Source organism: Clostridium sp., assembly GCF_050717535.1.
Taxonomy (GTDB): Bacteria; Bacillota; Clostridia; order Clostridiales; family Clostridiaceae; genus Clostridium_AD.
The window spans coordinates 25465-47313 of sequence record NZ_JBOITM010000008.1; the positions used below are offsets into that span (position 1 = coordinate 25465).

Annotated in this window: 23 protein-coding genes; all 23 read right to left on the reverse strand. The window is 31.5% G+C overall.

Annotated elements, in window-relative coordinates; all coding sequences use genetic code 11:
• Positions 1–12 precede the first annotated feature (12 nt).
• Positions 13–300, reverse strand: a complete 288-nt coding sequence (locus ACREVU_RS01890; protein WP_431549941.1) for a metal-sensitive transcriptional regulator — start codon at positions 298–300, stop codon at positions 13–15.
• A 213-nt stretch (positions 301–513) separates the two neighbouring features.
• The gene (gene aspS / locus ACREVU_RS01895; RefSeq protein WP_431549942.1) at positions 514–2298 is read right to left on the reverse strand and encodes an aspartate--tRNA ligase; all 1785 of its coding nucleotides are present in this window, start codon (positions 2296–2298) and stop codon (positions 514–516) included.
• Between the two features lie 38 nt (positions 2299–2336).
• Positions 2337–3590 carry a histidine--tRNA ligase gene (gene hisS, locus ACREVU_RS01900; RefSeq protein WP_431549943.1) on the reverse strand — a complete coding sequence of 418 codons (1254 nt, stop codon included), beginning with the start codon at positions 3588–3590 and terminating at the stop codon, positions 2337–2339.
• Between the two features lie 28 nt (positions 3591–3618).
• Complete coding sequence (locus tag ACREVU_RS01905) at positions 3619–5058, reverse strand: coproporphyrinogen III oxidase (RefSeq protein ID WP_431549944.1); 1440 nt, start codon at positions 5056–5058, stop codon at positions 3619–3621.
• Between the two features lie 56 nt (positions 5059–5114).
• Positions 5115–5723 (reverse strand): MBL fold metallo-hydrolase, encoded by a 609-nt coding sequence (locus ACREVU_RS01910; RefSeq protein WP_431549945.1) that lies wholly within the window; start codon positions 5721–5723, stop codon positions 5115–5117.
• A gap of 15 nt (positions 5724–5738) precedes the next feature.
• Positions 5739–6185, reverse strand: coding sequence for a D-aminoacyl-tRNA deacylase (gene dtd / locus ACREVU_RS01915; RefSeq protein ID WP_431549946.1), 447 nt, complete (start codon positions 6183–6185; stop codon positions 5739–5741).
• A gap of 36 nt (positions 6186–6221) precedes the next feature.
• On the reverse strand, positions 6222–8411 hold the full coding sequence (locus tag ACREVU_RS01920) for a RelA/SpoT family protein (protein ID WP_431549947.1): 2190 nt from the start codon (positions 8409–8411) through the stop codon (positions 6222–6224).
• Between the two features lie 130 nt (positions 8412–8541).
• Positions 8542–9060 (reverse strand): adenine phosphoribosyltransferase, encoded by a 519-nt coding sequence (locus ACREVU_RS01925; RefSeq protein WP_431549948.1) that lies wholly within the window; start codon positions 9058–9060, stop codon positions 8542–8544.
• 135 nt (positions 9061–9195) lie between these two features.
• On the reverse strand, positions 9196–10056 hold the full coding sequence (locus tag ACREVU_RS01930) for a DHH family phosphoesterase (RefSeq protein WP_431549963.1): 861 nt from the start codon (positions 10054–10056) through the stop codon (positions 9196–9198).
• A gap of 126 nt (positions 10057–10182) precedes the next feature.
• A complete protein-coding gene (gene secF / locus ACREVU_RS01935) occupies positions 10183–11061 on the reverse strand; it encodes a protein translocase subunit SecF (RefSeq protein ID WP_431549949.1) in 879 nt (292 codons plus the stop codon).
• A gap of 4 nt (positions 11062–11065) precedes the next feature.
• Complete coding sequence (secD, locus tag ACREVU_RS01940) at positions 11066–12304, reverse strand: protein translocase subunit SecD (protein ID WP_431549950.1); 1239 nt, start codon at positions 12302–12304, stop codon at positions 11066–11068.
• Between the two features lie 80 nt (positions 12305–12384).
• The gene (scfB, locus tag ACREVU_RS01945; protein WP_431549951.1) at positions 12385–13749 is read right to left on the reverse strand and encodes a thioether cross-link-forming SCIFF peptide maturase; all 1365 of its coding nucleotides are present in this window, start codon (positions 13747–13749) and stop codon (positions 12385–12387) included.
• Positions 13750–13809: 60 nt separating this feature from the next.
• The gene (gene scfA, locus ACREVU_RS01950) at positions 13810–13947 is read right to left on the reverse strand and encodes a six-cysteine ranthipeptide SCIFF (RefSeq protein ID WP_071612985.1); all 138 of its coding nucleotides are present in this window, start codon (positions 13945–13947) and stop codon (positions 13810–13812) included.
• Positions 13948–14015: 68 nt separating this feature from the next.
• Complete coding sequence (locus tag ACREVU_RS01955; RefSeq protein WP_431549952.1) at positions 14016–14384, reverse strand: TIGR04086 family membrane protein; 369 nt, start codon at positions 14382–14384, stop codon at positions 14016–14018.
• Positions 14385–14479: 95 nt separating this feature from the next.
• Complete coding sequence (gene yajC / locus ACREVU_RS01960; RefSeq protein ID WP_431549953.1) at positions 14480–14773, reverse strand: preprotein translocase subunit YajC; 294 nt, start codon at positions 14771–14773, stop codon at positions 14480–14482.
• A 133-nt stretch (positions 14774–14906) separates the two neighbouring features.
• The gene (gene tgt, locus ACREVU_RS01965; protein WP_431549954.1) at positions 14907–16037 is read right to left on the reverse strand and encodes a tRNA guanosine(34) transglycosylase Tgt; all 1131 of its coding nucleotides are present in this window, start codon (positions 16035–16037) and stop codon (positions 14907–14909) included.
• Between the two features lie 45 nt (positions 16038–16082).
• Positions 16083–16232, reverse strand: coding sequence for a hypothetical protein (locus ACREVU_RS01970; RefSeq protein WP_431549955.1), 150 nt, complete (start codon positions 16230–16232; stop codon positions 16083–16085).
• Positions 16233–16256: 24 nt separating this feature from the next.
• Positions 16257–17282, reverse strand: coding sequence for a tRNA preQ1(34) S-adenosylmethionine ribosyltransferase-isomerase QueA (queA, locus tag ACREVU_RS01975; protein WP_431549956.1), 1026 nt, complete (start codon positions 17280–17282; stop codon positions 16257–16259).
• A gap of 33 nt (positions 17283–17315) precedes the next feature.
• Positions 17316–18374 (reverse strand): Holliday junction branch migration DNA helicase RuvB, encoded by a 1059-nt coding sequence (gene ruvB / locus ACREVU_RS01980; RefSeq protein WP_431549964.1) that lies wholly within the window; start codon positions 18372–18374, stop codon positions 17316–17318.
• 21 nt (positions 18375–18395) lie between these two features.
• Positions 18396–18995 carry a Holliday junction branch migration protein RuvA gene (gene ruvA, locus ACREVU_RS01985; protein ID WP_431549957.1) on the reverse strand — a complete coding sequence of 200 codons (600 nt, stop codon included), beginning with the start codon at positions 18993–18995 and terminating at the stop codon, positions 18396–18398.
• A 279-nt stretch (positions 18996–19274) separates the two neighbouring features.
• Complete coding sequence (locus tag ACREVU_RS01990) at positions 19275–20048, reverse strand: hypothetical protein (RefSeq protein ID WP_431549958.1); 774 nt, start codon at positions 20046–20048, stop codon at positions 19275–19277.
• A gap of 95 nt (positions 20049–20143) precedes the next feature.
• Complete coding sequence (locus ACREVU_RS01995) at positions 20144–21139, reverse strand: YbgA family protein (RefSeq protein WP_431549959.1); 996 nt, start codon at positions 21137–21139, stop codon at positions 20144–20146.
• 209 nt (positions 21140–21348) lie between these two features.
• Positions 21349–21648, reverse strand: a complete 300-nt coding sequence (locus ACREVU_RS02000) for a hypothetical protein (protein WP_431549960.1) — start codon at positions 21646–21648, stop codon at positions 21349–21351.
• Positions 21649–21849: the final 201 nt, after the last annotated feature.

The following is a 21849-nucleotide window of genomic DNA, read 5'->3' on the forward strand; positions in this document are numbered from 1 at the left end:
TTTATCATTTTATTATTTTAAAAACATAAGAAAAGTTGAAACTAGTTCTTGAATTTTTTCTTCTTCAATTGGATCATCTTCATGTAAAAGACAGTTTTTAGTATATCTCTCTAAAACAAGCCCACCAACTTTGCTCATAGCAGCACGAGCTGCAGCGACTTGAACCAATATATTCTTACAGCAAACTTCGCTAGTCACCATCTTTTCAATGCCTTTAACCTGTCCTTCAATTTTTCTTAGTCTCACTTGGATATCCCTCACTAGCTCATCATTCATTGCTTTATCATTTTCCTTTGTCATATTATCACTCCTATACATAATATAGTGAAACTATTTTAATGTAATATAAACTTCATTACTATTTATCATACCCGGTATAGGTACTATTTATAATTATAGCATCAGAATTATTACAAATCAAGAAAAATTTTATATATTAAAAATTATAACTGTAAAAGCAGCATAATATTTTACTATTATGCTGCTTTTACCCAACTATATTCTCTTAGTGTATTACTTCTTTACAGGCACTTTTTCGATACCAAGTTCCTCAAGTTGCTTATCATCAACCATATTTGGTGCCTGGGTCATTGGACAGAAAGCATTTTGATTTTTAGGGAAAGCTATTACATCTTTAATGTTTTCCGTTCCTGCTAAGAACATAATTATTCTATCTAGTCCAAAAGCAAGTCCACCGTGTGGTGGTGGTCCAAATTTAAATGCTTCAAGCAAGAATCCAAATCTTTCCCAAGCTTTCTCCTGAGTAAATCCTAAAACTTTAAACATAGTCTCTTGTAGACTGGAATCATGTATTCTTATACTTCCTCCACCTAATTCCTCTCCGTTTAATACCATATCGTAAGCTTTTGCCCTAACTCTACCTGGCTCCGACTCTAAATACTGTAGATCTTCATCCATTGGCATTGTGAAGGGATGGTGCGCTGCTATATATCTATTTTCTTCTTCACTATAATCAAATAGTGGGAACTCTGTAACCCATACAAAATTAAATTCCTTATTATCTTTTAAAATTTCAAGATCTTTAGCTACCTGTAATCTTAAAGCACCTAAAGACTGTAACACAATGTTATCTTTATCTGCAACAATAAGTACTAAATCTCCAACTTTTGCCTCTACCTTATCTAATATAGCTTTCATTTGCACTTCGTTTAAGAACTTAGAAATAGGTGATTTAATTCCCTCTTCTTTATAAGCAATATAAGCAAGGCCTTTTGCTTTGTAAGTTTTGACAAACTCACCTAATTTGTCTAATTTTTTTCTACCCATATCTGCAGAGCCGGTAACTTTTATAGCTCTTACTGACCCCTCATTATCTATGGCATTTTTAAATACAACAAATTCGCTATCACGTACTGCCTGCGTAATATCCACTATTTCCATTCCAAATCTTAGATCTGGCTTATCTGATCCATATTTATCCATAGCTTCCTTGTATTTTATTCTTTTTAGAGGAATAACAACTTCCTCATTTAAAACTTCTTTAAATACTTTTTTAATTAATGCTTCATTTACCGCTATAACATCATCTTGTTCCACAAAAGACATCTCTATATCTACTTGTGTAAACTCTGGTTGTCTATTAGATCTTAAATCTTCATCCCTAAAACATCTTGCTATTTGGAAATACTTATCATATCCAGAAACCATTAATAATTGTTTAAACAATTGTGGAGACTGTGGAAGTGCATAAAAGTTGCCAGGATAATTCCTACTTGGAACTAAATAATCACGAGCTCCTTCTGGAGTACTTTTTGTAAGCATTGGTGTTTCTATTTCTAAAAAACCATTTTCATCTAGAAAATCACGGATAACCTTAGTTGTCTTAGATCGTGTCATAAGTATTCTCTGCATATCCGGTCTTCTTAAATCAAGATACCTATATTTCAGACGTACATTTTCTGATGCATCTAAATCTTCTTTTATATATATAGGTGGAGTTTCTGATTCAGACAATATCTTTATATTTACTCCCTTAAGTTCTACTTGCCCAGTTGGCATGTTATCATTAGGAGATTGTCTTTTAATTATTTCACCAGTTACAGCAATGCAATACTCTGGTTTCACCAAATCTGCCTTTTCAAAGGCTTCTTTGTTTATTTCTTCTCCAAATACTAATTGAATCAGACCTGTTCTATCCCTTAAATCGATAAAAACTAGTCCTCCTAAATTCCTTTTTGTTTGAACCCATCCCATTACTGTTTCTTTATTTGATATATGTGTTTCACGAAGATCCCCACACATATTGGTTCTCTTTAAACCATCTAACGCTTCAGCCATTTTATTTACTTCCTCTCTTAACAATTAAGGGCTAAAAATTAAGCCTTAACTATATTAATAATTTCTTGTAAGTTTTCTAATTTAACTTCAAACTGCTGTCCATCTGACATTCTTTTTATCTTTGCAATTCCACTTTGAACTTCATCTTCACCTAAAATAATTGTAAAGTAGGCTTCAATCTTATTGGCATATTTCATTTGAGCCTTTACGCTTTTCTCCATATGGTCGCATTCACATTTTATTCCCTTTTCTCGAAGAGAATTCACAATTTTAATTGCTTCATACTTAGATTCCGCGTTCATGGACCCAACATATAACTCCATATACTTTTCACTAGGTATTTCTATATGATTTTCTTCTAGAGACATTAATAGTCTTTCAATTCCCATACCAAAGCCCATAGCTGGAACATCTGGTCCACCTATTTGTTTGATTAAATTATCATATCTTCCGCCACCACATAGTGCAAGACCATTTTTGTCAAGTACTTCAAATACAGTCTTGGTATAATAATCAAGTCCCCTTACAATTAAAGGATCAACCCCAAACTCTATTCCCATAACTTTCAGGTATTTTTTAAGACTTTCAAAGTGATTAGAACAGTCTTCACAAATGTAATCCGATATAATTGGAGCACCACTAACTATTTGCTTACAACTATTGACTTTACAATCTAAAATTCTTAATGGATTTTTTTCAAACCTACTCTTACAAGTTTCACAAAGCTTATCATATTTCTCCGCTAAAAAATCCGTTAATGCTTTATTATATTTTTTTCTACAACTAGGGCATCCCATAGAGTTGATTTTTAATTGAACACCATCTATTCCAAGCTCTTTATATACCCTCATAACAAGACTAATTACCTCAGCATCAATAGAAGCTTCTTTTGAGCCACAAACTTCAACTCCAAACTGATGATGCTCCCTAAATCTTCCCTTTTGCATTTTTTCATACCTAAAACAAGGAGTAAAATAATATAACTTTGTAGGTTGCACCTCATTAAATAAACCATTTTCTATAAATGCTCTTACTGCAGGTGCTGTACCCTCTGGTTTTAGTGTAATACTTCTTCCACCCTTATCTTCAAAAGTGTACATTTCCTTTTGAACCACATCTGTGGTTTCTCCTACTCCTCTTTTAAACAGTTCCGTCTGTTCAAACATAGGGGTTCTGATCTCTCTACATCCATACACAGAACATAATTTTCTAAATAGATTTTCTACATATTGCCATTTATATATATTTTCAGGTAATATATCTTTAGTACCCTTAGGTGCTTGAATATCCATTTTTTTCCTCCTCTGCCAATCACTTAATTTATTTAGTATCGCAACCATATAACGTTTCTAGCAATTCTATTTTCTTTTGGATCATCTCATCTAACCTTTTTATATATTCCCTAACATCTTTGATATTGGCAAATCTTTCATGCCTGTTTTCATCTAAAAATACAACTTTACAAACTGCATCTGCACCAAGTGCAATAACTGTCTGTTTTTCTTCAATCATTTGAATATTATATATTCCTTCTTTACCAGGTCTTTTATATCCAATATTTTCCATATTGCCCACCATATTTTTCTGTCTGTACATATAATAAGGTTTCATATGAAGTTTTTTAGACAGTTCAACAGTATGCTCATACATTTTATTTAATTCTTCTTGACCAGGAACTTCAAACCTATAATTATTAAGCATTTTTTCGTGAAGCTTTGATGCTCTTTTTATGGACAAACCATGAATTGTAATACTGTCAGGTTTAAGCTCCAATATTTTTTCACATGTTTTTATTATATGTGTTAGCTTCTCTCCTGGAAGTCCTACTATTAAATCCATATTTATATTATCAAACCCTAGTTCTCTCGCCATATCAAATTTTTCTATAACATTTTCTACGGAATGAGTTCTTCCAATTAATTTCAAGGTATCATCATTCATAGTTTGAGGATTAATGCTTATTCTATCTACTCCATACTTTTTCATAGTGCATAACTTTTTATAAGTAATGCTGTCTGGTCTTCCGCATTCTACTGTAAATTCCCTTACATTATTTTGCTCAGTAAACCCTTCATAAATGCACTTCATTATAAATTCAAATTGCTCATCATTTACAGAAGTAGGAGTACCCCCTCCAAAATAAACGCATTCAATATTTAGCTTCTTTTCCTGAATATAATTACTTATGGCTTTAATCTCATGAGACAATGCCTCCAGGTAAGGCTCCACTATGTCCTTGCACTTTTCTATAGGATTAGAAGCAAAAGAACAGTATAAACAACGTGTAGGGCAAAATGGCATTCCAATATAAACACTTATGTTGTCTTTTTTTGTATTAACAATGTTTCTCTCAAACTTTGCAACATCAATACAAAGTTGTGCTTTATCTTCCCTTGTAACATGTTTCTCTTTAAATTCTGATATGATAGCATCCTCAGAGAGTCCATCTTGTAGTAACTCAAGCGCTTTTTTAGAAGGCCTGATTCCTATTAATGTACCCCAAGGTAGTTCATCAGTAGTATGTTTTGAGAAATATAGAAAAACAGCTTTTTTAACTTCTTCCTTAAGTTTATATGACTTATTAATTATGTACTCATAACTCTCAGAGCCCTTTTGTATATCTATTACATCTTCCTTTACTTCAATATTATAATCATAATTTTCTTCTACAAATTTAATATCAGGAAATAGAAAGAATAAATTTATGATTTGATATACATCATAATTAAATTTCTTATTATTTAACTTTACATTTATCATTATAACTCCTTAATAAAACATAATTTATAAAATACCTAGTGTTAAAAATCCCTGACTTAATTTTGTAAAAAGGGATTATTCATTTTTTCATTATTTATTGTGCTACATGGTCCATGACCAGGATACACTATGGTACCTTCAGGAAGACATAGTAGCTTTGTTTTAATACTAGTAATTATACTATTAAAATCTCCTCCGGCAAAATCTGTTCTTCCAATAGAACCTGCAAAAAGAGTATCTCCAGTAAAAACACAGTTTCCTACTAAAAAGCACATACCACCTGGTGTATGTCCAGGTGAGTCAATGCAAGTAAATTCTAAATCTGAAATTTTTATTATATCCCCTTGACTTAATAATTTGTCTGCCCCACCTTCAATAAGAGGCCCAAACAAATATTCACCCTGAGTTATTAAATCATCATCTTTTTTGTTTATGCATACAATTGCCTTTGTTATGTTTTTCAACTCCGCCACGCCTGTTGTGTGATCCAGATGTCCATGGGTCAAAAGTATATACTTAACAATTGCCCCCATGGCATTTATAGCCTTATCAATATCATCCACATCTCCACCTGGATCTAACACTACAGCTTCTTTAGTATTATCATCCATTATAATATAACAATTTGATCCATATATTCCTGTAACAATACGTTTTATTTCCATTTAAATCCTCCTTGTCTAGAAATCTTTCTTACTCTCTACAAGTAAGGTTACTGGTCCATCATTTTGTATGAATACCTGCATATCTGCACCAAAATCCCCAGTTTTAATTTCACCTAATACTGCATTACACTGTTTAACAAATTCTAAATATAATATTTCTGCTTTTTCTCCACTAAGCGCTCTCATAAAACTCGGCCTTCTGCCTTTTCTACAATCTCCATATAGTGTGAATTGAGAAACTACAAGCATTTCACCACCCACATCTATAAGAGACTTATTCATTTTTTCATCTTCTTCAAATATCCTTAGGTTTACGATTTTATCAACTAGGTATTTAACGTCCTCTTCAGTATCTTCCTGGCAGATTCCAAGGAGAACATTTAGCCCAAAACCTATTTCACTGCACAATTTACCATTTATTTCAACCTTTGATGATTTAACTCTTTGCACTACTGCTCTCACAGACATCACTCTCCTAAATAGAATAAAGCTACTCTTTTAATTCTTTATTCTATAAACTTCAATTACACCAGTCAATTTAGTGATTTTCTTTTGTAATTCTTTCAAATGCTCTATATCAGCCACTTTTAATTTTATATTTATTAATGCCACATTATTTTTTAAAGTTTTTGCATTAATTGAATAGAGTTGCGTCTTTGTCACTGTTATTACTTCCATTATAGCAGACAATAAACCATACCTATCATCTGATTTAATTTCAATCTCAGTAATATAGCCTTTACCTTCAGGCTCTCCCCAGCTTACCTCCACTACTTTATTAATTTCATTTTTCATTAAGGTTTCAACATTCTTACAATCACGCCTATGAACCGAAACTCCTCGGCCCTTAGTTATATAGCCTATTATTTCGTCGCCCGGAACAGGATTACAACACTTAGCGAACCTTACAAGTACATTTCCTTCGCCTTTGACTATTAGTCCTTGAAAATCCATTTTCTTTTTCTCATCTTTATTAGCAGTCTTTGTTATTTTTTGTTCAATGTCCTCTATTGTCAAGTTTTCAGTTTTATTTTTATTTTCAAAAACCTCTCTCAATCTATTAACTACAGTTGAAGGCATAATATCTCCAACTCCAACATAAGCGAATAAATCATCTAAAGCTTTAAAATTGTATTTCTTATATATTTTTTCAATTGCTTCGCCTTTAGCAATTTCCCCAAAATTATATCCTTGCCTTTTAGATTCTTTTTCCAATACTTCCTTACCTTTTTCAATACTCTCTTCTCTTTTAGCCTTTTTAAACCAAGCCTTAATTTTACTTTTAGCTTGATTACTCTTTGTAATATTCAACCAATCAATATTGGGTCCCTTTGGCGTAGGCGAAGTTACAATTTCAACAATTTCTCCAGTTTTTAAGTGATATTCCAGTGGTACCATTCGCCCATTTACTTTTGCACCCATACACCTATGACCTATATCTGTATGAATTCTATATGCAAAATCAATGGGTGTTGCATCAAGAGGCAAATTAATAACTTCACCTTTTGGCGAAAACACAAAAACTTCATCTGAAAATAAGTCAATTTTAAATCCTTCCATAAACTCTTCTGCATCAAAAGTTTCTCCTTGCCATTCAAGGATATCCTTTAGCCAAGAAAGTTTAGAATCAAATTTTTGATCTTCATCATCGTTGTCTTCTTTACCCTCTTTATATTTCCAATGAGCTGCAATACCATATTCTGCTGTTTTATGCATCTCATAAGTTCTAATTTGAATTTCAAAAGGTTTACCCTGTGGTCCAATTACAGTTGAATGTAGCGATTGATACATGTTGGGTTTTGGCATAGCAATATAATCTTTAAATCTTCCAGGAATTGGTTTATAAACAGTATGCACTATACCTAGAGCTGCATAACAATTCCCAATATCATTAACCAAGATTCTAACAGCAGTCAAATCAAATACTTGATCTATAGTCTTATTTTTTGCAACCATTTTTCTATAGATACTATAAAAATGTTTTGGTCTTCCATCAATGTCGGCCTCTATTCCAACAATATTTAAGTTGAGCTTTAATTCCAGCACTATATTATTTATATTTTCTTCTCTTTCAACCCTTTTTTCCGCAATTTTTCTTACTAAGTTATAATATTCATTTGGGTTTAAATACCGAAGAGATAAATCTTCTAGTTCCCATTTAATCTTAGACATTCCAAGGCGGTGAGCCAATGGAGCATAAATATCCAGTGTTTCTTTCGCCTTTTGCTTTTGCTTTGCAACCGGCATATATTTTAGAGTTCGCATATTATGGAGTCTGTCTGCAAGCTTAATGAGGATAACTCTAATATCCTTTGCCATAGCAAGTAGCATTTTACGAACATTATCCGCTTGTTCCTCTTCCTTAGTCTTATATTTTATTAGACCAAGCTTAGTTACACCCTCAACTAAGTTTGCTACCTCTATATTAAATTCTCTACTTATATCTTCAAAAGTATATACTGTATCCTCAATTACATCATGAAGTAAGCCCGCTACAATTGTGCTGGTATCAAGTCCCATTTCTGCCAAAATACATGCCACTTCAACAGGGTGCACAATGTAAGGCTCTCCTGATTCTCTCTTTTGCTCTTTATGAGCAGCATAAGAAAAATTAAAGGCTTTAGTAATAAGATCCTTATCTACAGTATTACAATTATTATCAATCTTATATAACAATTTTTCCAACATGGCTTATACACTCCTAAAATCAAAGGCTGGTTTTATTAACCAGCCGATACTTTTTACTAATATTATATATTATTGTGTAGAATTTTGCAATTTTTATTTAATAATTTAGTCAATTAAATTTGAGTCCTACCTAAACATCATACTTTACAAGGGACATTATATCATAATCTTGTAATTTATTTTTGCCATTGAGCCCTGTTAATTCAATTACAAAGTTTAATGAAACAATTTCTCCACCCATTTGCTCTATAAGTTTTGTTACCGCTGCAACTGTACCACCAGTAGCAAGTAAATCATCTACTATAGCTACCTTTTGTCCAGGTTTTATTGCATCCTTATGAATTTCAAGTTTATCGCATCCATATTCTAGGTCATACTCAATTTCTATAGTATCGTATGGCAACTTACCAGGCTTTCTAACTGGTACAAATCCTGCACCAAGAGCATAGGCAACTGGCACACCAAATAAAAATCCTCTTGCCTCTGGTCCTACTATAACATCTACATTTTTGTCTTTTAAATATGATACCATACCATCTATAGTAAACTTAAGCGCATTCTTATCTTGTAATAATGTAGTTATATCTTTAAAACTGATACCTTTCTTTGGAAAATCTTCTATTATTCTAATACTGTTTTTTAAATCCATGGATATTCCCCCCCAAATAAAATCATGTACAAAATGAAATATTTCATTATTTTCAACTATACTTTTTTTATAATATATAATCTTTATTATATATTATAATGAGTTATTTATGCAACAGAAAGATTCTTCAGTATTTTATCGAAGTATGAGACTATTTTTTAGTTCCTTATCTAAGTACTTTGATATTTGCAGTGCTCTATTCCTATCAGAAGTAATAAATAACTCAACAACAATTTTAGCATTATCCATTCTTCCAACCGGATTGATGGTAGGCATCACTGTTAATGCTAATTTTGATACTGTATCTTTATTAATGCTAACAATACTATGAGTTTTTAAAAGTGCACGAATCCCATAATTATTTGTGCTTCCTAATTGTTTTATGCCGAGTTCTACAATTATCTTATTTTCGCTCTCTAGCTTTGTTATACTTGAAATAGTACCTATCATTACCAAATCCATATATTTGTTTATAGATTTCATCTTATAGTATGCTGATATAGCTTGAGCTATTTTAAATGTCATTCCTGATGTACTTAACCCCTTAAAGGGATAATTGCACCCCTTCTGATTTGCATTCACAACAATAGTGTCAGGAGGCCTTTTAATAGGTTCATGAAAATCAGTTATTATAACATCAATTCCCATACATTTACATAATTCTATTTCATCGAAAGAATTTATCCCACAGCCTAAAGTTATTATAAGTTCTGGTCCTAAATATTTAATGTGCCTATTAATATCACTTTCATTCAAATCACGATTTTCACTTCGCTTGCTTGGTATAAAATACTCAACATCAGCATTTAGAAACCTTAGTACTAACATCAATAACGAAATAGCCGTAATACTATCCACATCGTAAAATCCATACAAGACAATTTTTTCTCGCGCGTTTATAGCTTTCACAATTCTATATAATGCATCCTCCATTCCTTTTAATAAAAATGGATTATACATATTATAATCTATAAAATCATTATTATTTACTTTCATGTTTTTAAGATAATCCACCACAAAAACTCCTCAAAATACTTTAATGTTATTAACAAAAATAAAAAGACAAAGAAGTACCTAATACATCATACTTCTTTGTCTTTAATTTTAAACTATTTAAGCGAGTTAAGCTATTGCTTTCTTATTTGCTTTCTTGCTTCTTTTCTTAAGTAGCACCCAAGTAGGGCTTGCAATAAATATTGAAGAATAGCATCCAACTAATATACCTATTATTAGTGGGAAACTAAGATCTCTAATAGATGGTACAAATACATATACTGAAATTATAGTAAATAGTGTTGTAGCAACTGTATTTATTGACCTTGACATAGTTTGTGTAATACTTGTATTAGTAATATCCTCTAAAGATGATTTTCTCATTCCCTTTTGATTTTCTCTAATTCTATCAAATACAACAATAGTATCATTAATAGAATAACCAACTATAGTAAGGATTGCAGCAATAAATGCTGCATTTACTGGTATTTGGAATATAGCATATACTCCAAGTGTAATTAAAACATCATGTACTAATGCAGTTACTGCTGCAATTCCAAATTTAAATTCAAATCTTATTCCGATATATCCCAGCATACAAATTACGGCGATAATTAAACCAATTATTGCTTTTGACTTTAATTCGCTACCAATAACTGCACCAGTTGTATCTTGTTTAATTAATTCACTAGATTTAAATTGTGTCTTAATTTCTTTTAGCATAGTTCCTGTTTGTTCAGCCGTAAGAGCATCACTTTTCATTGTTATTTCCAACTCTTTATTACTATCTATTGTTTTAGATGAATATTCGTTTTTTGCGTATTTATCTATTATTTTATCAACGTCTGTTTTTACAAATGTTTGATTCATTTTTATTTCAAGTATTGTGCCACCTTTAAAATCTATACCATAGTTTAGTCCTTTGGTTACCATAAATCCCATTCCTATTACAATTATGAAAAGAGACATAGCAAACCATATTTTAGTTTTTTCAACTATTTTTAGCATATGCTTACCCCCTCTTCACGCCAAAATGAGATGTTTTATTAAGTAGTCCCATTTCGACAGCTAATTTTAATAAGAATTTAGTGCTAGTAAGTGCAGTAAATACACTTATAACTATACCAATCATGAGTGTTAGAGCAAAACCCTTAACTGCGCCTGTTCCAATTGTATAAAGAACTAAAGCAGCAATTATAGTTGTAATATTTGAATCTAATATTGATGACAATGCTCTATGAAATCCAGCATCAACAGAAGATTTTATTGATTTTCCAGTTTTAAGTTCTTCTTTTATTCTTTCGAAAATTAACACATTGGCATCTACTGCCATACCAACCGTAAGCAGAAATCCTGCTATACCCGCAAGTGTCAAAGTAGCATTAATTGCTGAGAATGCGCCAAGAACCAAAACAACATATAAAATTAGTGATACATCTGCAATCATACCTGGTGCTCTATAATATAAAAGCATAAATATCAATATAAATAATATTCCAATAGCTCCAGCCTTCATACTTAGAGGCAATGCACTTTTACCTAGTGTAGCTCCAACCGTTTTAACTGAAAGAGCTTTTAGTGTTACAGGCAATGCTCCTGATTTAATAATTTGAGATTGTCTTGTAGCTTCTGCTAAATCTTTACTTCCAGAAATTTCAGCCTTACCATCTGAGATAACTGCTTGAACTGTAGGACTAGTTAATTCATCTTTATCCATATAAATGGTAATTGGTTTTCCTAAAAATTTCTGAGTTGCTATTGCAAATTTTTTCTTTCCTGATTCATTGAGTTCAAGATTTATAACAGGTTTATTATCTTGACCTATGGACGCATTTGCATCTTTTACATCTATACCAGTAAGAATTGTCACTTTATCAGGACCAACAAATGTAAGTTCTCCTGATTTTGCAACAGTATCAAGAACTACTTTAGAATCGAACATACCCGGTATTTCAATTCTAATTCTATTATTGCCTTCTTTGGCAACTAGTGTTTCACTAACTCCCATTTTGTTAACCCTCATAGAAATAAGTTCAATTGCTCTGTCCAAGGTCTTTGAATCAACCTTTCCACCTTGAACTTCTTCAAGAACTGAAATTCCACCTTGTAAATCTAAACCTTTATTTATTGTTTCAGTAAAGGGTTTAAACCTATAACTGCCTATTGTAACTCCTTTAAAACCTGTATATGCCAATATCCCAACAACTAAAACACTGGCCAAGAACAGTATGGTGCTTTTCTTCTTTTTCATCTTTATCCCCCTCTGTTGCTTAATCATAAATACAAGTATATTATGATTAACAAAATTAGTCAATATTAGGTAACTGCAATTTACTTACCCATAGTTTTTGCTTTTAAAGCTATTGCACATTCTATTCTTTTCTTTTGCATCTTGCATCCAAGTTCATACGGAATATGCATATCTCCATTAAAGTTGAAGTTATTTGCTTGGCATCCACCACTACAATAAAATTTAGCCCAGCATTTAAGGCATGTAGGTTTGTTGTAAATGTGCGCCTGCTTAAACTCTAATTCCATTTTTTTATTATTCATACCATTATATATATCGCCCATAATAAAATCTTTATTACCAACGAATTGATGGCAAGGGTATATCTCACCCTTTGGTGTAACAGCTATATATTCATGGCCCGCTCCACATCCGGAAATCCTCTTATAAACACAAGGTCCGCCTTGCAAATCTATATTAAAATGGTAAAATTTAAATTCAGTTCCATCTTTATATCTTTGAAGCATATCCTTATATAATTTATCATATTGCTCAAAAATAACCGGTAGATCTTCCTCTCTAAGTGAAAGTTCATGTTCAGGTGGTAGCACTACTGGCTCTATGGAGATTTCTTTAAATCCAAGGTCTGCCATATGTTTAACATCTTCAAAAAAGTCTGTGTTTTCTCTAGTGAAGGTTCCCCTAACATAGTATTGTTTTGACCTATCTCTCATATCAACCATTTTTTTAATATTAGGGAGTATTTTATCGTAGGAACCGCTTCCATCTACTCTAACTCTAACTTTATCATTAACAGACTTTCTACCATCAATACTAAGTACTATATTCCCCATATTTTCATCCAAATATTTCATAATTTCATCATTAAGTAATACAGCATTAGTTGTCATAGTAAATCTTATATTCTTATTGTAAATTTTTTCTTGCACTTTAGCATGTTCCACTATTTCTTTTATTACATCAAAAGCCATAAGTGGTTCTCCACCAAATAAATCTACCTCAATATTTTTTCTTGGTCCAGATTTCTCTATAACAAAATCTATTGCTTTCATGCCTACTTCTGCTGACATTGTTTCTCTACAGCCATGGTACTCGCCTTCATCAGCAAAGCAGTATTTACATCTTAAATTACAATCATGAACAATATTCAGACACAGTGCCTTTATGTAAGACTCGTTTTGTCCAACATTCATTGCTATTTCTTTGTATAAATCTTCTGTGTATAGCATTTTACCCTGAATTAAACTTTGAATTTCGCTATACCCCTCTTCAATATCTTCCACCTTATATTTACCTTTAAAATCCTCTATTAACTCTTCTTTTTTTCTAAGTTCATTATCGTCTAAAAGATCATAAACTATTTCGTCTACTAAATGTAGTGCTCCAGAATTTACATCAATTACATAATGTTCGCTATCTTGAATAAATTTATGAATTAGTGACAAGTTTTTTCCTCCTAACTAAATTTAAAGCAGTAACCCTAAGTTACTGCCCCCTTAATTATACTAATTTTCACAAGCTAAGTTTGCTACTGTACAGGAAGTTTTGCATGCTGATTGGCAAGAATTAGCACATTCTTTACATCCTGGTTTTTTTAAACTCTCTTTAATTGTTGCTGCGTTTATAGTTTTTATATGTTTCATTTTTATTCCTCCATATCATAAAGTGACTTGTTGATTGTATCATAATATCATGGATAAATAAAGTATCTTTATAGATTTATTCCAAGCATTCCAGATAAAGCGCCAATGCCGAGTGCTAAAGATGTTCTTATTACTTCCCTCATTCCAATAGCAGGGTTTCCACCACCTACGACTTTAACTAAATATAATAATAACATGTAAGTAGCTGCTACGATAATCCCCATTAGCCAACCTTTTTCTCCTGATTTTTTCGCAGCAAATATTGCTCCATAAAGCACACTGACTAATGTCATTACAATATAAAAACCAGATGTTACCTTCATGCTAGCTGGCAAATAACCTGTTATTACAGAATAAATAACCAATCCAATTAAAGTCAAAATTGCAGCCCTAAATACTCCTTCTGCAGCGCAAGAATATTTTATTTTATTTTCCATGTATAACCCCCCTCTTTCTATAGATTTAATAATTTTTTAACTAAAAATCTATAATATTAATTATGATTAAAAGGAGGGTTTTATTACTTAATTTTCTATTTTTTCTCTAATACTTCAGCACTATTTGTATTTATAACTGTGCCTATACCACTTTTTCCTAATTTAACTCTAGTTCTGTCTGGACCACTTTCTAATATAATGTAGTCATCTTGAATATTGATGATTTTTCCCATTATACCGCCTTTAGTCATTACTTCATCATTTACTTTTAAATTATTTAAAAGTGCAGCATATCTTTTCTTTCTTTTGTTTTCTGGTATAAATACTACAAGATAAAATACAACTAGCATTAATATTATAGGTAATAAAGATACTATTTGTGAACTCATTTATGTTCCCCTCCTTTCCATAACATTTTTTCTAAAATATAATAAAATAATTCTCCTATAAAAATCAATTAGTAAGGAATTAATAACATTCCTTATTTTTAATTTTACAGTTTAATTATATTATAGTAAATAACTATACTTTTTCGTTCCAGTGAGCTAGCTTTTCTTCCTTAAATTCTTCAAAACAATCATTGTCAATAGCAGATCGTATATCCTCCATAAGTTTATTGTAAAAATATAGATTATGCAGCACACAAAGCCTCATGGCTAACATCTCTTTCGCCTTAAATAAGTGTCTTATGTAAGCTCTTGTATAATTTTTACATGTAGGACATTGACATCCCTCATCAATAGGAGCACCATCTAACTCAAATTTAGCATTCATTATATTTATTTTACCATCTTTTGTGAACACATGTCCATGCCTTCCATTTCTTGCTGGCAATACACAATCAAAAAAATCCACTCCTCTTGATACAGCTTCTAAAATATTACTGGGATAGCCTACTCCCATAAGGTATATTGGCTTATCCTGAGGAAGATGAGGAACAACTGCATCAATGATCCTATACATATCTTCGTGACTCTCTCCCACTGCAAGGCCACCTATAGCATAGCCATCTAAATTCATTTTACGTATAGTTTTAGCATGTTCTATTCTAATATCCTCGTAGGTTCCCCCCTGATTTATACCAAATAACATTTGTTTGTTATTTATAGTATTGGGAAGTGAATTTAATCTATCCATTTCAGTTACACAACGCTTTAGCCATCTTGTAGTTCTTGCCACTGAATCTGCTACATATTCTCTAGTAGATGGGTTGGTTACACATTCATCAAAGGCCATAGCAATGGTTGATCCTAAATTGCTTTGAATCTGCATACTTTCCTCAGGCCCCATAAATATTTTCTTTCCATCAATATGTGAATTAAAATAAACTCCTTCTTCTTTAATCTTCCTCATAGCTGATAACGAAAATACTTGAAATCCACCTGAATCAGTAAGAATAGGTCTATCCCAATTCATAAATTTGTGAAGTCCACCCATTTGCCTTATAACCTTGTCTGACGGTCTTAAGTGCAAATGATAGGTGTTAGATAATTCAACTTGGCAGTTTATTTCTTTTAAATCCATACTAGAAACAGCACCCTTAATAGCTGCTTGAGTTCCCACATTCATAAATACAGGTGTTTGAATAGTTCCATGAGGAGTTGTAAACTCACCACGTCTTACTTTACCACTTTTCTTAAGTAATTTATACATATTTGCCCTTCTTTCATTACAATAATTAAATCATCATCTGCGATGCTACAATATTAACAACTTTGGAAGCAAGTTTACCTCTTTGTAGACCTCTGCGGCAGGATAACAATTATTAATTGTTATCCTGCCACCAAAGCAATCTTCCAAGGCTAGGCAACTGCCACTTAAAGAAGATGGCGGACTTAAAGCTTCCAAAATGTTGTTAAAAGTTAGCTCTTACTAATATAAAAACATTGCATCCCCAAAACTGAAGAATCTATATTTTTCTTTTACTGCCATATCGTATGCACCCATAATTAAATCTTGACCAGCAAAAGCGCAAACTAACATTATTAACGTGGATTCTGGCAAATGAAAATTCGTTATTATTGCATCAACAATTTTGAATTTATATCCTGGATAAATAAATATATCTGTCCATCCTGATTTTTCCTCTACTCTACCATTATCATCTGCTATACTTTCTAATGTCCTATTAGATGTAGTCCCTACTGCAATTATTCTACCGCCCTTGTCTTTTACTTCATTAATTACCGCTGCTGTCTCGCTACTAAGCATATAGTACTCAGAATGCATTTCATGTTCTTCCACTGTGTCTGCTTTTACAGGTCTAAAAGTGCCCAAACCTATATGTAGTGTTACGAAGGCAAGGTGTACACCCTTAGCTTTAATTTGCTTTAGTAAATCCTCTGTAAAATGAAGTCCAGCAGTAGGCGCTGCTGCTGATCCTATTGCTTTTGAAAATACAGTCTGATATCTTTCTTTATCCTCTAATTTTTCAGTTATATAAGGTGGTAGTGGCATTTCTCCTAATTTATCTAAAACCTCTTCAAAGATTCCTTCAAATTCAAATCTTACTATTCTACTTCCACCCTCAGAAACGCTCATAATCTCTGCCTTTAGCTCTCCATCACCAAAAATAAACATAGTTCCAATTTTCGCCTTTTTCCCAGGTTTAACTAAAGTTTCCCAGTGGTTAACATCTAGTCTCTTTAGAAGCAAAAATTCCATTTTACCACCAGTTCCTTCTTTAACACCTAAAAGTCTTGCTGGTAAAACTCTGGTATCATTTAACACAAGGCAATCTCCTGGATTTAAATAATCTATTATATTTTTAAAATGTTTATGTTCTATTTGTTTATTTGATTTATTAACTACCATAAGCCTTGACTCATCTCTTTTTTCAAGTGGATGTTGCGCAATAAGCTCCTTTGGTAGATCAAAATAAAAATCCTTTACTTTCAAAAAAATTACACCCTTTCTTCATATAAAAATAGTTTAATTATCATCTTTTTCATCATCAAATACTGTTAATTGTTTTAAATTTTTATGTTTGCTTCGTTTTTTTATTGGTCTATTTAAATGTTCATAGGCTTTTGCAGATGCTACCCTTCCCCTTGGAGTTCTTATTATGAATCCCTTTTGAATTAAATAAGGCTCATAGACATCCTCTAAAGTTCCTAGTTCTTCTCCTATAAAATAAGATAGTGTCTCTATCCCCACTGGTCCACCATTAAAATTGTCTATGATAGCCTGTAGCATTTTATTATCTATTCTATCAAACCCTTCGCCATCTATTTCAAGAAGTTCAGCTGCAGCCTTTGATAAATTTAAATCTATAATTCCATCTCCCTTAACATCACAATAATCACGGACTCTCTTAAGCAAACGATTAGCAATTCTCGGAGTACCTCTTGAACGTCTTGCAATTTCTATTGCGGCATCCTTTGTTATTTCTACTTTTAAAATAGATGCAGAGCGAATTATTATTTCTTTTAATTCATCCTGCGTATAATATTCCATGGCACTTAAAACACCAAATCTATCTCGAAGAGGCGCTGTTAATAACCCAATTCTAGTGGTTGCACCAATAAGTGTAAACTTGGGCAAATCTAGTCTTATAGATTTTGCTGAAGCTCCCTTTCCAATTACAATGTCAAGTGCATAATCTTCCATAGCGGGATACAATATTTCCTCTACTGACCTATTAAGCCTATGTATTTCATCTATAAAAAGCACATCATAATCACTCAAACTAGTTAAAATAGCCGCCAAATCCCCTGCTCTTTCAATAGCTGGTCCCGATGTTACTTTCAAACTTCCCTTCATTTCCTTTGCAATAATATTAGCAAGGGTTGTCTTCCCAAGGCCAGGTGGCCCATACAGCAATACATGATCAAGTGCTTCTTCTCTATATTGAGCTGCTTTAATAAATATACTCAATTTTTCTTTTATCTTAGGTTGACCAATATACTCTCTAAGATTTTGTGGTCTTAGGGAATATTCAGCATCCATATCTTCTTCAATGATAGAAGAAGTAATAATTCTTTCCTCAATATCATCCATAGTACTCCCACCTTAGTTCATTAAATATTTTAAACAATCTTTAATCATATTTTCAAGTGATAGTGTTTTATTTGTAGCACTTAATGCCTTCTCTCCTTCCTTTTCAGAATATCCAAGTGACATAAGTGCTCCTAATACCTCTATAAGTTTTCTATCCTCTGCTTCATCATTACCTGAAAGCTGTGATAAATTGTTAACTGTAGACTGCTCAATATGTATTTTTTCTCTGAGTTCTAGAATTATTCTTTGAGCAATTTTTTTGCCTATGCCTGGTGCTCTCTGTAATGTTTTTTCATCTCCAGATACAATAGCATATTTCAAATTTGTAACACTACAAATTGAAAGTAGTGATAAGGCTGCTTTTGCACCAACTCCATTGGTACTCATTACAAGAGTAAACATCTCTATTTCGTCTTTTGTTATAAATCCATATAGTCCAATAAAATCCTCTCTAACAATTTGCTTTATGTATAATAACACACTTTCATCAGTTTTAGGCATGTTTGCCATAGTACTTCCTGAAGTATATATTTTATAACCCATACCGTTATTATCTACTACAATATAATCCTTATTAATTCCTACAAAAGTTCCTTTTATATATTCGTACATAATATTCCTCCCAGGATGTTGTCTTGGGTAGAATATAATAATTAATCATTATCCTACCATTTCATATCGACATATAATACTTTACCACCTAAATGCTATTAATTCAATAATTAACAATGGAAATTTTTAAGTCACAAGTAATTAATATAATATCCCATTGTTAAATTATTAGCTGAGACACTTAATATCAAAGGCTTTTTATTCAATTCACCCAAAGCAAAAAAACTTAGGAAAAATTTTTCCTAAGTTTTTAACACATATTTTTTTGATCTGTGAATATTAAGACTTTAATAAACCCCTTGCATAATCAAAAGCCTTTTCTGGGGTTTTAAATTCTCCTTTTTCATATTCTTCATCCATTTCCATACCTTTACTACTATCGCTATCTTTTACATACTTTCTACCTTTTATTAGGTCATCTACTAATCCGTCTTTTTCTTTTAAATCATCTATTCTAATATATTGTAATTCTCCACTTTCCTTTGCTTGAAAATCATATTTCTGCTGACTCCCATCCTCTGCATAAACATTAGAATTAAATATCTTTTGGGCAATTATATCCCCATTTTTGTCTGTTTTATAAATTGTTACAAAGTTATTATATACACCTAAAAAATATGTGTTTGCGCTATAACTGTACCTGTCACTATTATTAACAAAAACTACTTGAGAATTACTCATACTATTAACAATGTACCCTTGATTTTTAAAAAACTCATCAAGTTCCTTTTGTGTTTTATTATTAAGTGCGGTATATTCATTAAAATGTTTTTCTAATACCATATTTCTTACTTCTTTATCTTTATATTTAATCTTAAAAATAAATTTTGTATCTTTAGATACCGAAGCAAAATTAGTAGTTAGTGATGTTTGAAGCGAAGCATTTTTTTCAATATTAGTACTTTTCGAAGTAAGTTTCAAATATGGCAACTTATTACTAGCTTCAATCACTATATTATTTTCATTTATATAGTTGGCAATGGAATAGCTAATGCCAAAGAAAACAATTGTGAATACTCCTAACAATAAATATAAATTCTTTATATTTTTCATATTACCCCTCCTTATTAGAAATTATGTCCAAATAGAAGGGTATTATTCAATATATCAGTGATAATATTACATATTTATACTCAAATACAGTTGTTTTATTTATCTAGACCCTTTCCAGAATCAGTAACATCATCTAAACTATAAGGATAAGGCTCAAAAAAGCTTTGATTCATAAGATTTCTCTCTTCAAAACGTATAGCATTTGCTTTTATAATATAAAGTGGAACACTAAAAGGAACTTTACTCATTCGGTACTGCTCTATTGTATCTAAAATAAATTCTTTTTCTCTATGAGTTAGCTTATCTGAAAAATATCCCATAGACCTTGTTAGTACATTTATATTAGAAGTATACCTTGGTATCTTATTTAAGGCCAGAGCAAGATTTTTTTCATATTCCGCATACACCTGTTGCACACTAAGCTCTCCGTGCCTCCCTATAATACCACCTAATATTTTAAGTTGTTTTTGATTGTATGACATAAGAAGAAGCTTATTGGTACCATGAAATTCAACTAAATCTTCTATATACATAGTTTCTCTTATTACCCTGAAATTTTTCATAAGATATAATTTTGTTAAAAAATGTTGCCTTATATTATAATTTTTAACCCTGCCATCATCCTCAACGGCCAGATTAGAAAACTTATTTATTACAAGGTCTCCGAATAATCCATTTCCTTTAACCGAGCTGGAACCTTTTTCTATACTTTTGTAAATTTTAACCTCCTTCATTCCACAAGAGGGAGATTTACTTTTCAGCATAAAACCATCCACCTTTGGAAGATTCATAAGAAATTTTTCTCCAAATTCAGTCATTTCAGCACTTAGTTCTCTTTCGGTGTTGTGTTGTATAAGTTTTACAGGAGCAACTTCATTTTCTCTAACCAATCTTATAGCTTCCCTAGGGGTTTCTAATCCTATTTGAACTTCAGGACACACAGTTATAAACTCCACATAGTCCTTTAGTTTTTCTACTAAATGACAACCATCCAACTGTCCATTATATCTACAAGCTTCAAAACCTAAGCATCTGCTCACTACAACTACTGGTTTAACACTATTTGTTCTCTCTTTATATGATAATTTCATATATATGCACCCTCTCTAAATTATAATTTATCTATAAATAATCCATATTAACATTATTCAATAAGGATTTTAATTTCCCTCTTTTTTATCATGCACAACAATGTATTTTTTAATCCCTTTTATATAATAAAATCAACCACAAAAAAAAACTGCTGTGATTGAGATATCCAACCATCACAGTTTTTTTATTCACTTATATTTTTTACTTCTTAACAATTTCCAACTGCATATTGCTGAATATCTGATTTAGTTTCATTATCCAGTCTTCCTATAGTTTCAGATAAAACTCTACATATCAATTCTAAATGACTATCTTTAAAATCCAGTCTTTTAGATGATAGAATACAAAGCTGCCATTGCAATGTTTCTAATAAAAACATATTATATATATCTGTAGGTACATTTTTTTTAACATACTCTAATCTTTTAAGTGCTTCATCGTCATAGATTTCATAAGCTTTCGTAATAACATTATTGTATTCTTTATAAATAGTTTCATCAAAAAACATAAGATCACCTTCCTCTAATAAAATTTATGTTGTAAAATTGAATTTTATTACTATTTATATGTTTAGTTAATATTTTAAATCTTATACTCCGCACAATGTATTACAAAATCCTTATATTTAATTTTAAGGCTTTTTTAAGTTGTATTTTCAAAAATAGTGCTAAATTTTTAAATACTTCAATGATGAAATCGACTATAATTT

Bases quoted from the DNA above. Each gene is read 5' to 3' on its own strand.
- ACREVU_RS01890 (WP_431549941.1), bottom strand. From the start codon at position 300: ATGACAAAGGAAAATGATAAAGCAATGAATGATGAGCTAGTGAGGGAT.
- aspS (WP_431549942.1), bottom strand. From the start codon at position 2,298: ATGGCTGAAGCGTTAGATGGTTTAAAGAGAACCAATATGTGTGGGGAT.
- hisS (WP_431549943.1), bottom strand. From the start codon at position 3,590: ATGGATATTCAAGCACCTAAGGGTACTAAAGATATATTACCTGAAAAT.
- ACREVU_RS01905 (WP_431549944.1), bottom strand. From the start codon at position 5,058: ATGATAAATGTAAAGTTAAATAATAAGAAATTTAATTATGATGTATAT.
- ACREVU_RS01910 (WP_431549945.1), bottom strand. From the start codon at position 5,723: ATGGAAATAAAACGTATTGTTACAGGAATATATGGATCAAATTGTTAT.
- ACREVU_RS01920 (WP_431549947.1), bottom strand. From the start codon at position 8,411: ATGTTGGAAAAATTGTTATATAAGATTGATAATAATTGTAATACTGTA.
- ACREVU_RS01925 (WP_431549948.1), bottom strand. From the start codon at position 9,060: ATGGATTTAAAAAACAGTATTAGAATAATAGAAGATTTTCCAAAGAAA.
- ACREVU_RS01930 (WP_431549963.1), bottom strand. From the start codon at position 10,056: ATGAAAGTAAATAATAATGATTTTATAGATTATAATATGTATAATCCA.
- secF (WP_431549949.1), bottom strand. From the start codon at position 11,061: ATGCTAAAAATAGTTGAAAAAACTAAAATATGGTTTGCTATGTCTCTT.
- secD (WP_431549950.1), bottom strand. From the start codon at position 12,304: ATGAAAAAGAAGAAAAGCACCATACTGTTCTTGGCCAGTGTTTTAGTT.
- scfA (WP_071612985.1), bottom strand. From the start codon at position 13,947: ATGAAACATATAAAAACTATAAACGCAGCAACAATTAAAGAGAGTTTA.
- ACREVU_RS01955 (WP_431549952.1), bottom strand. From the start codon at position 14,384: ATGGAAAATAAAATAAAATATTCTTGCGCTGCAGAAGGAGTATTTAGG.
- yajC (WP_431549953.1), bottom strand. From the start codon at position 14,773: ATGAGTTCACAAATAGTATCTTTATTACCTATAATATTAATGCTAGTT.
- tgt (WP_431549954.1), bottom strand. From the start codon at position 16,037: ATGTATAAATTACTTAAGAAAAGTGGTAAAGTAAGACGTGGTGAGTTT.
- ruvA (WP_431549957.1), bottom strand. From the start codon at position 18,995: ATGTACGAATATATAAAAGGAACTTTTGTAGGAATTAATAAGGATTAT.
- ACREVU_RS01990 (WP_431549958.1), bottom strand. From the start codon at position 20,048: ATGAAAAATATAAAGAATTTATATTTATTGTTAGGAGTATTCACAATT.
- ACREVU_RS01995 (WP_431549959.1), bottom strand. From the start codon at position 21,139: ATGAAATTATCATATAAAGAGAGAACAAATAGTGTTAAACCAGTAGTT.
- ACREVU_RS02000 (WP_431549960.1), bottom strand. From the start codon at position 21,648: ATGTTTTTTGATGAAACTATTTATAAAGAATACAATAATGTTATTACG.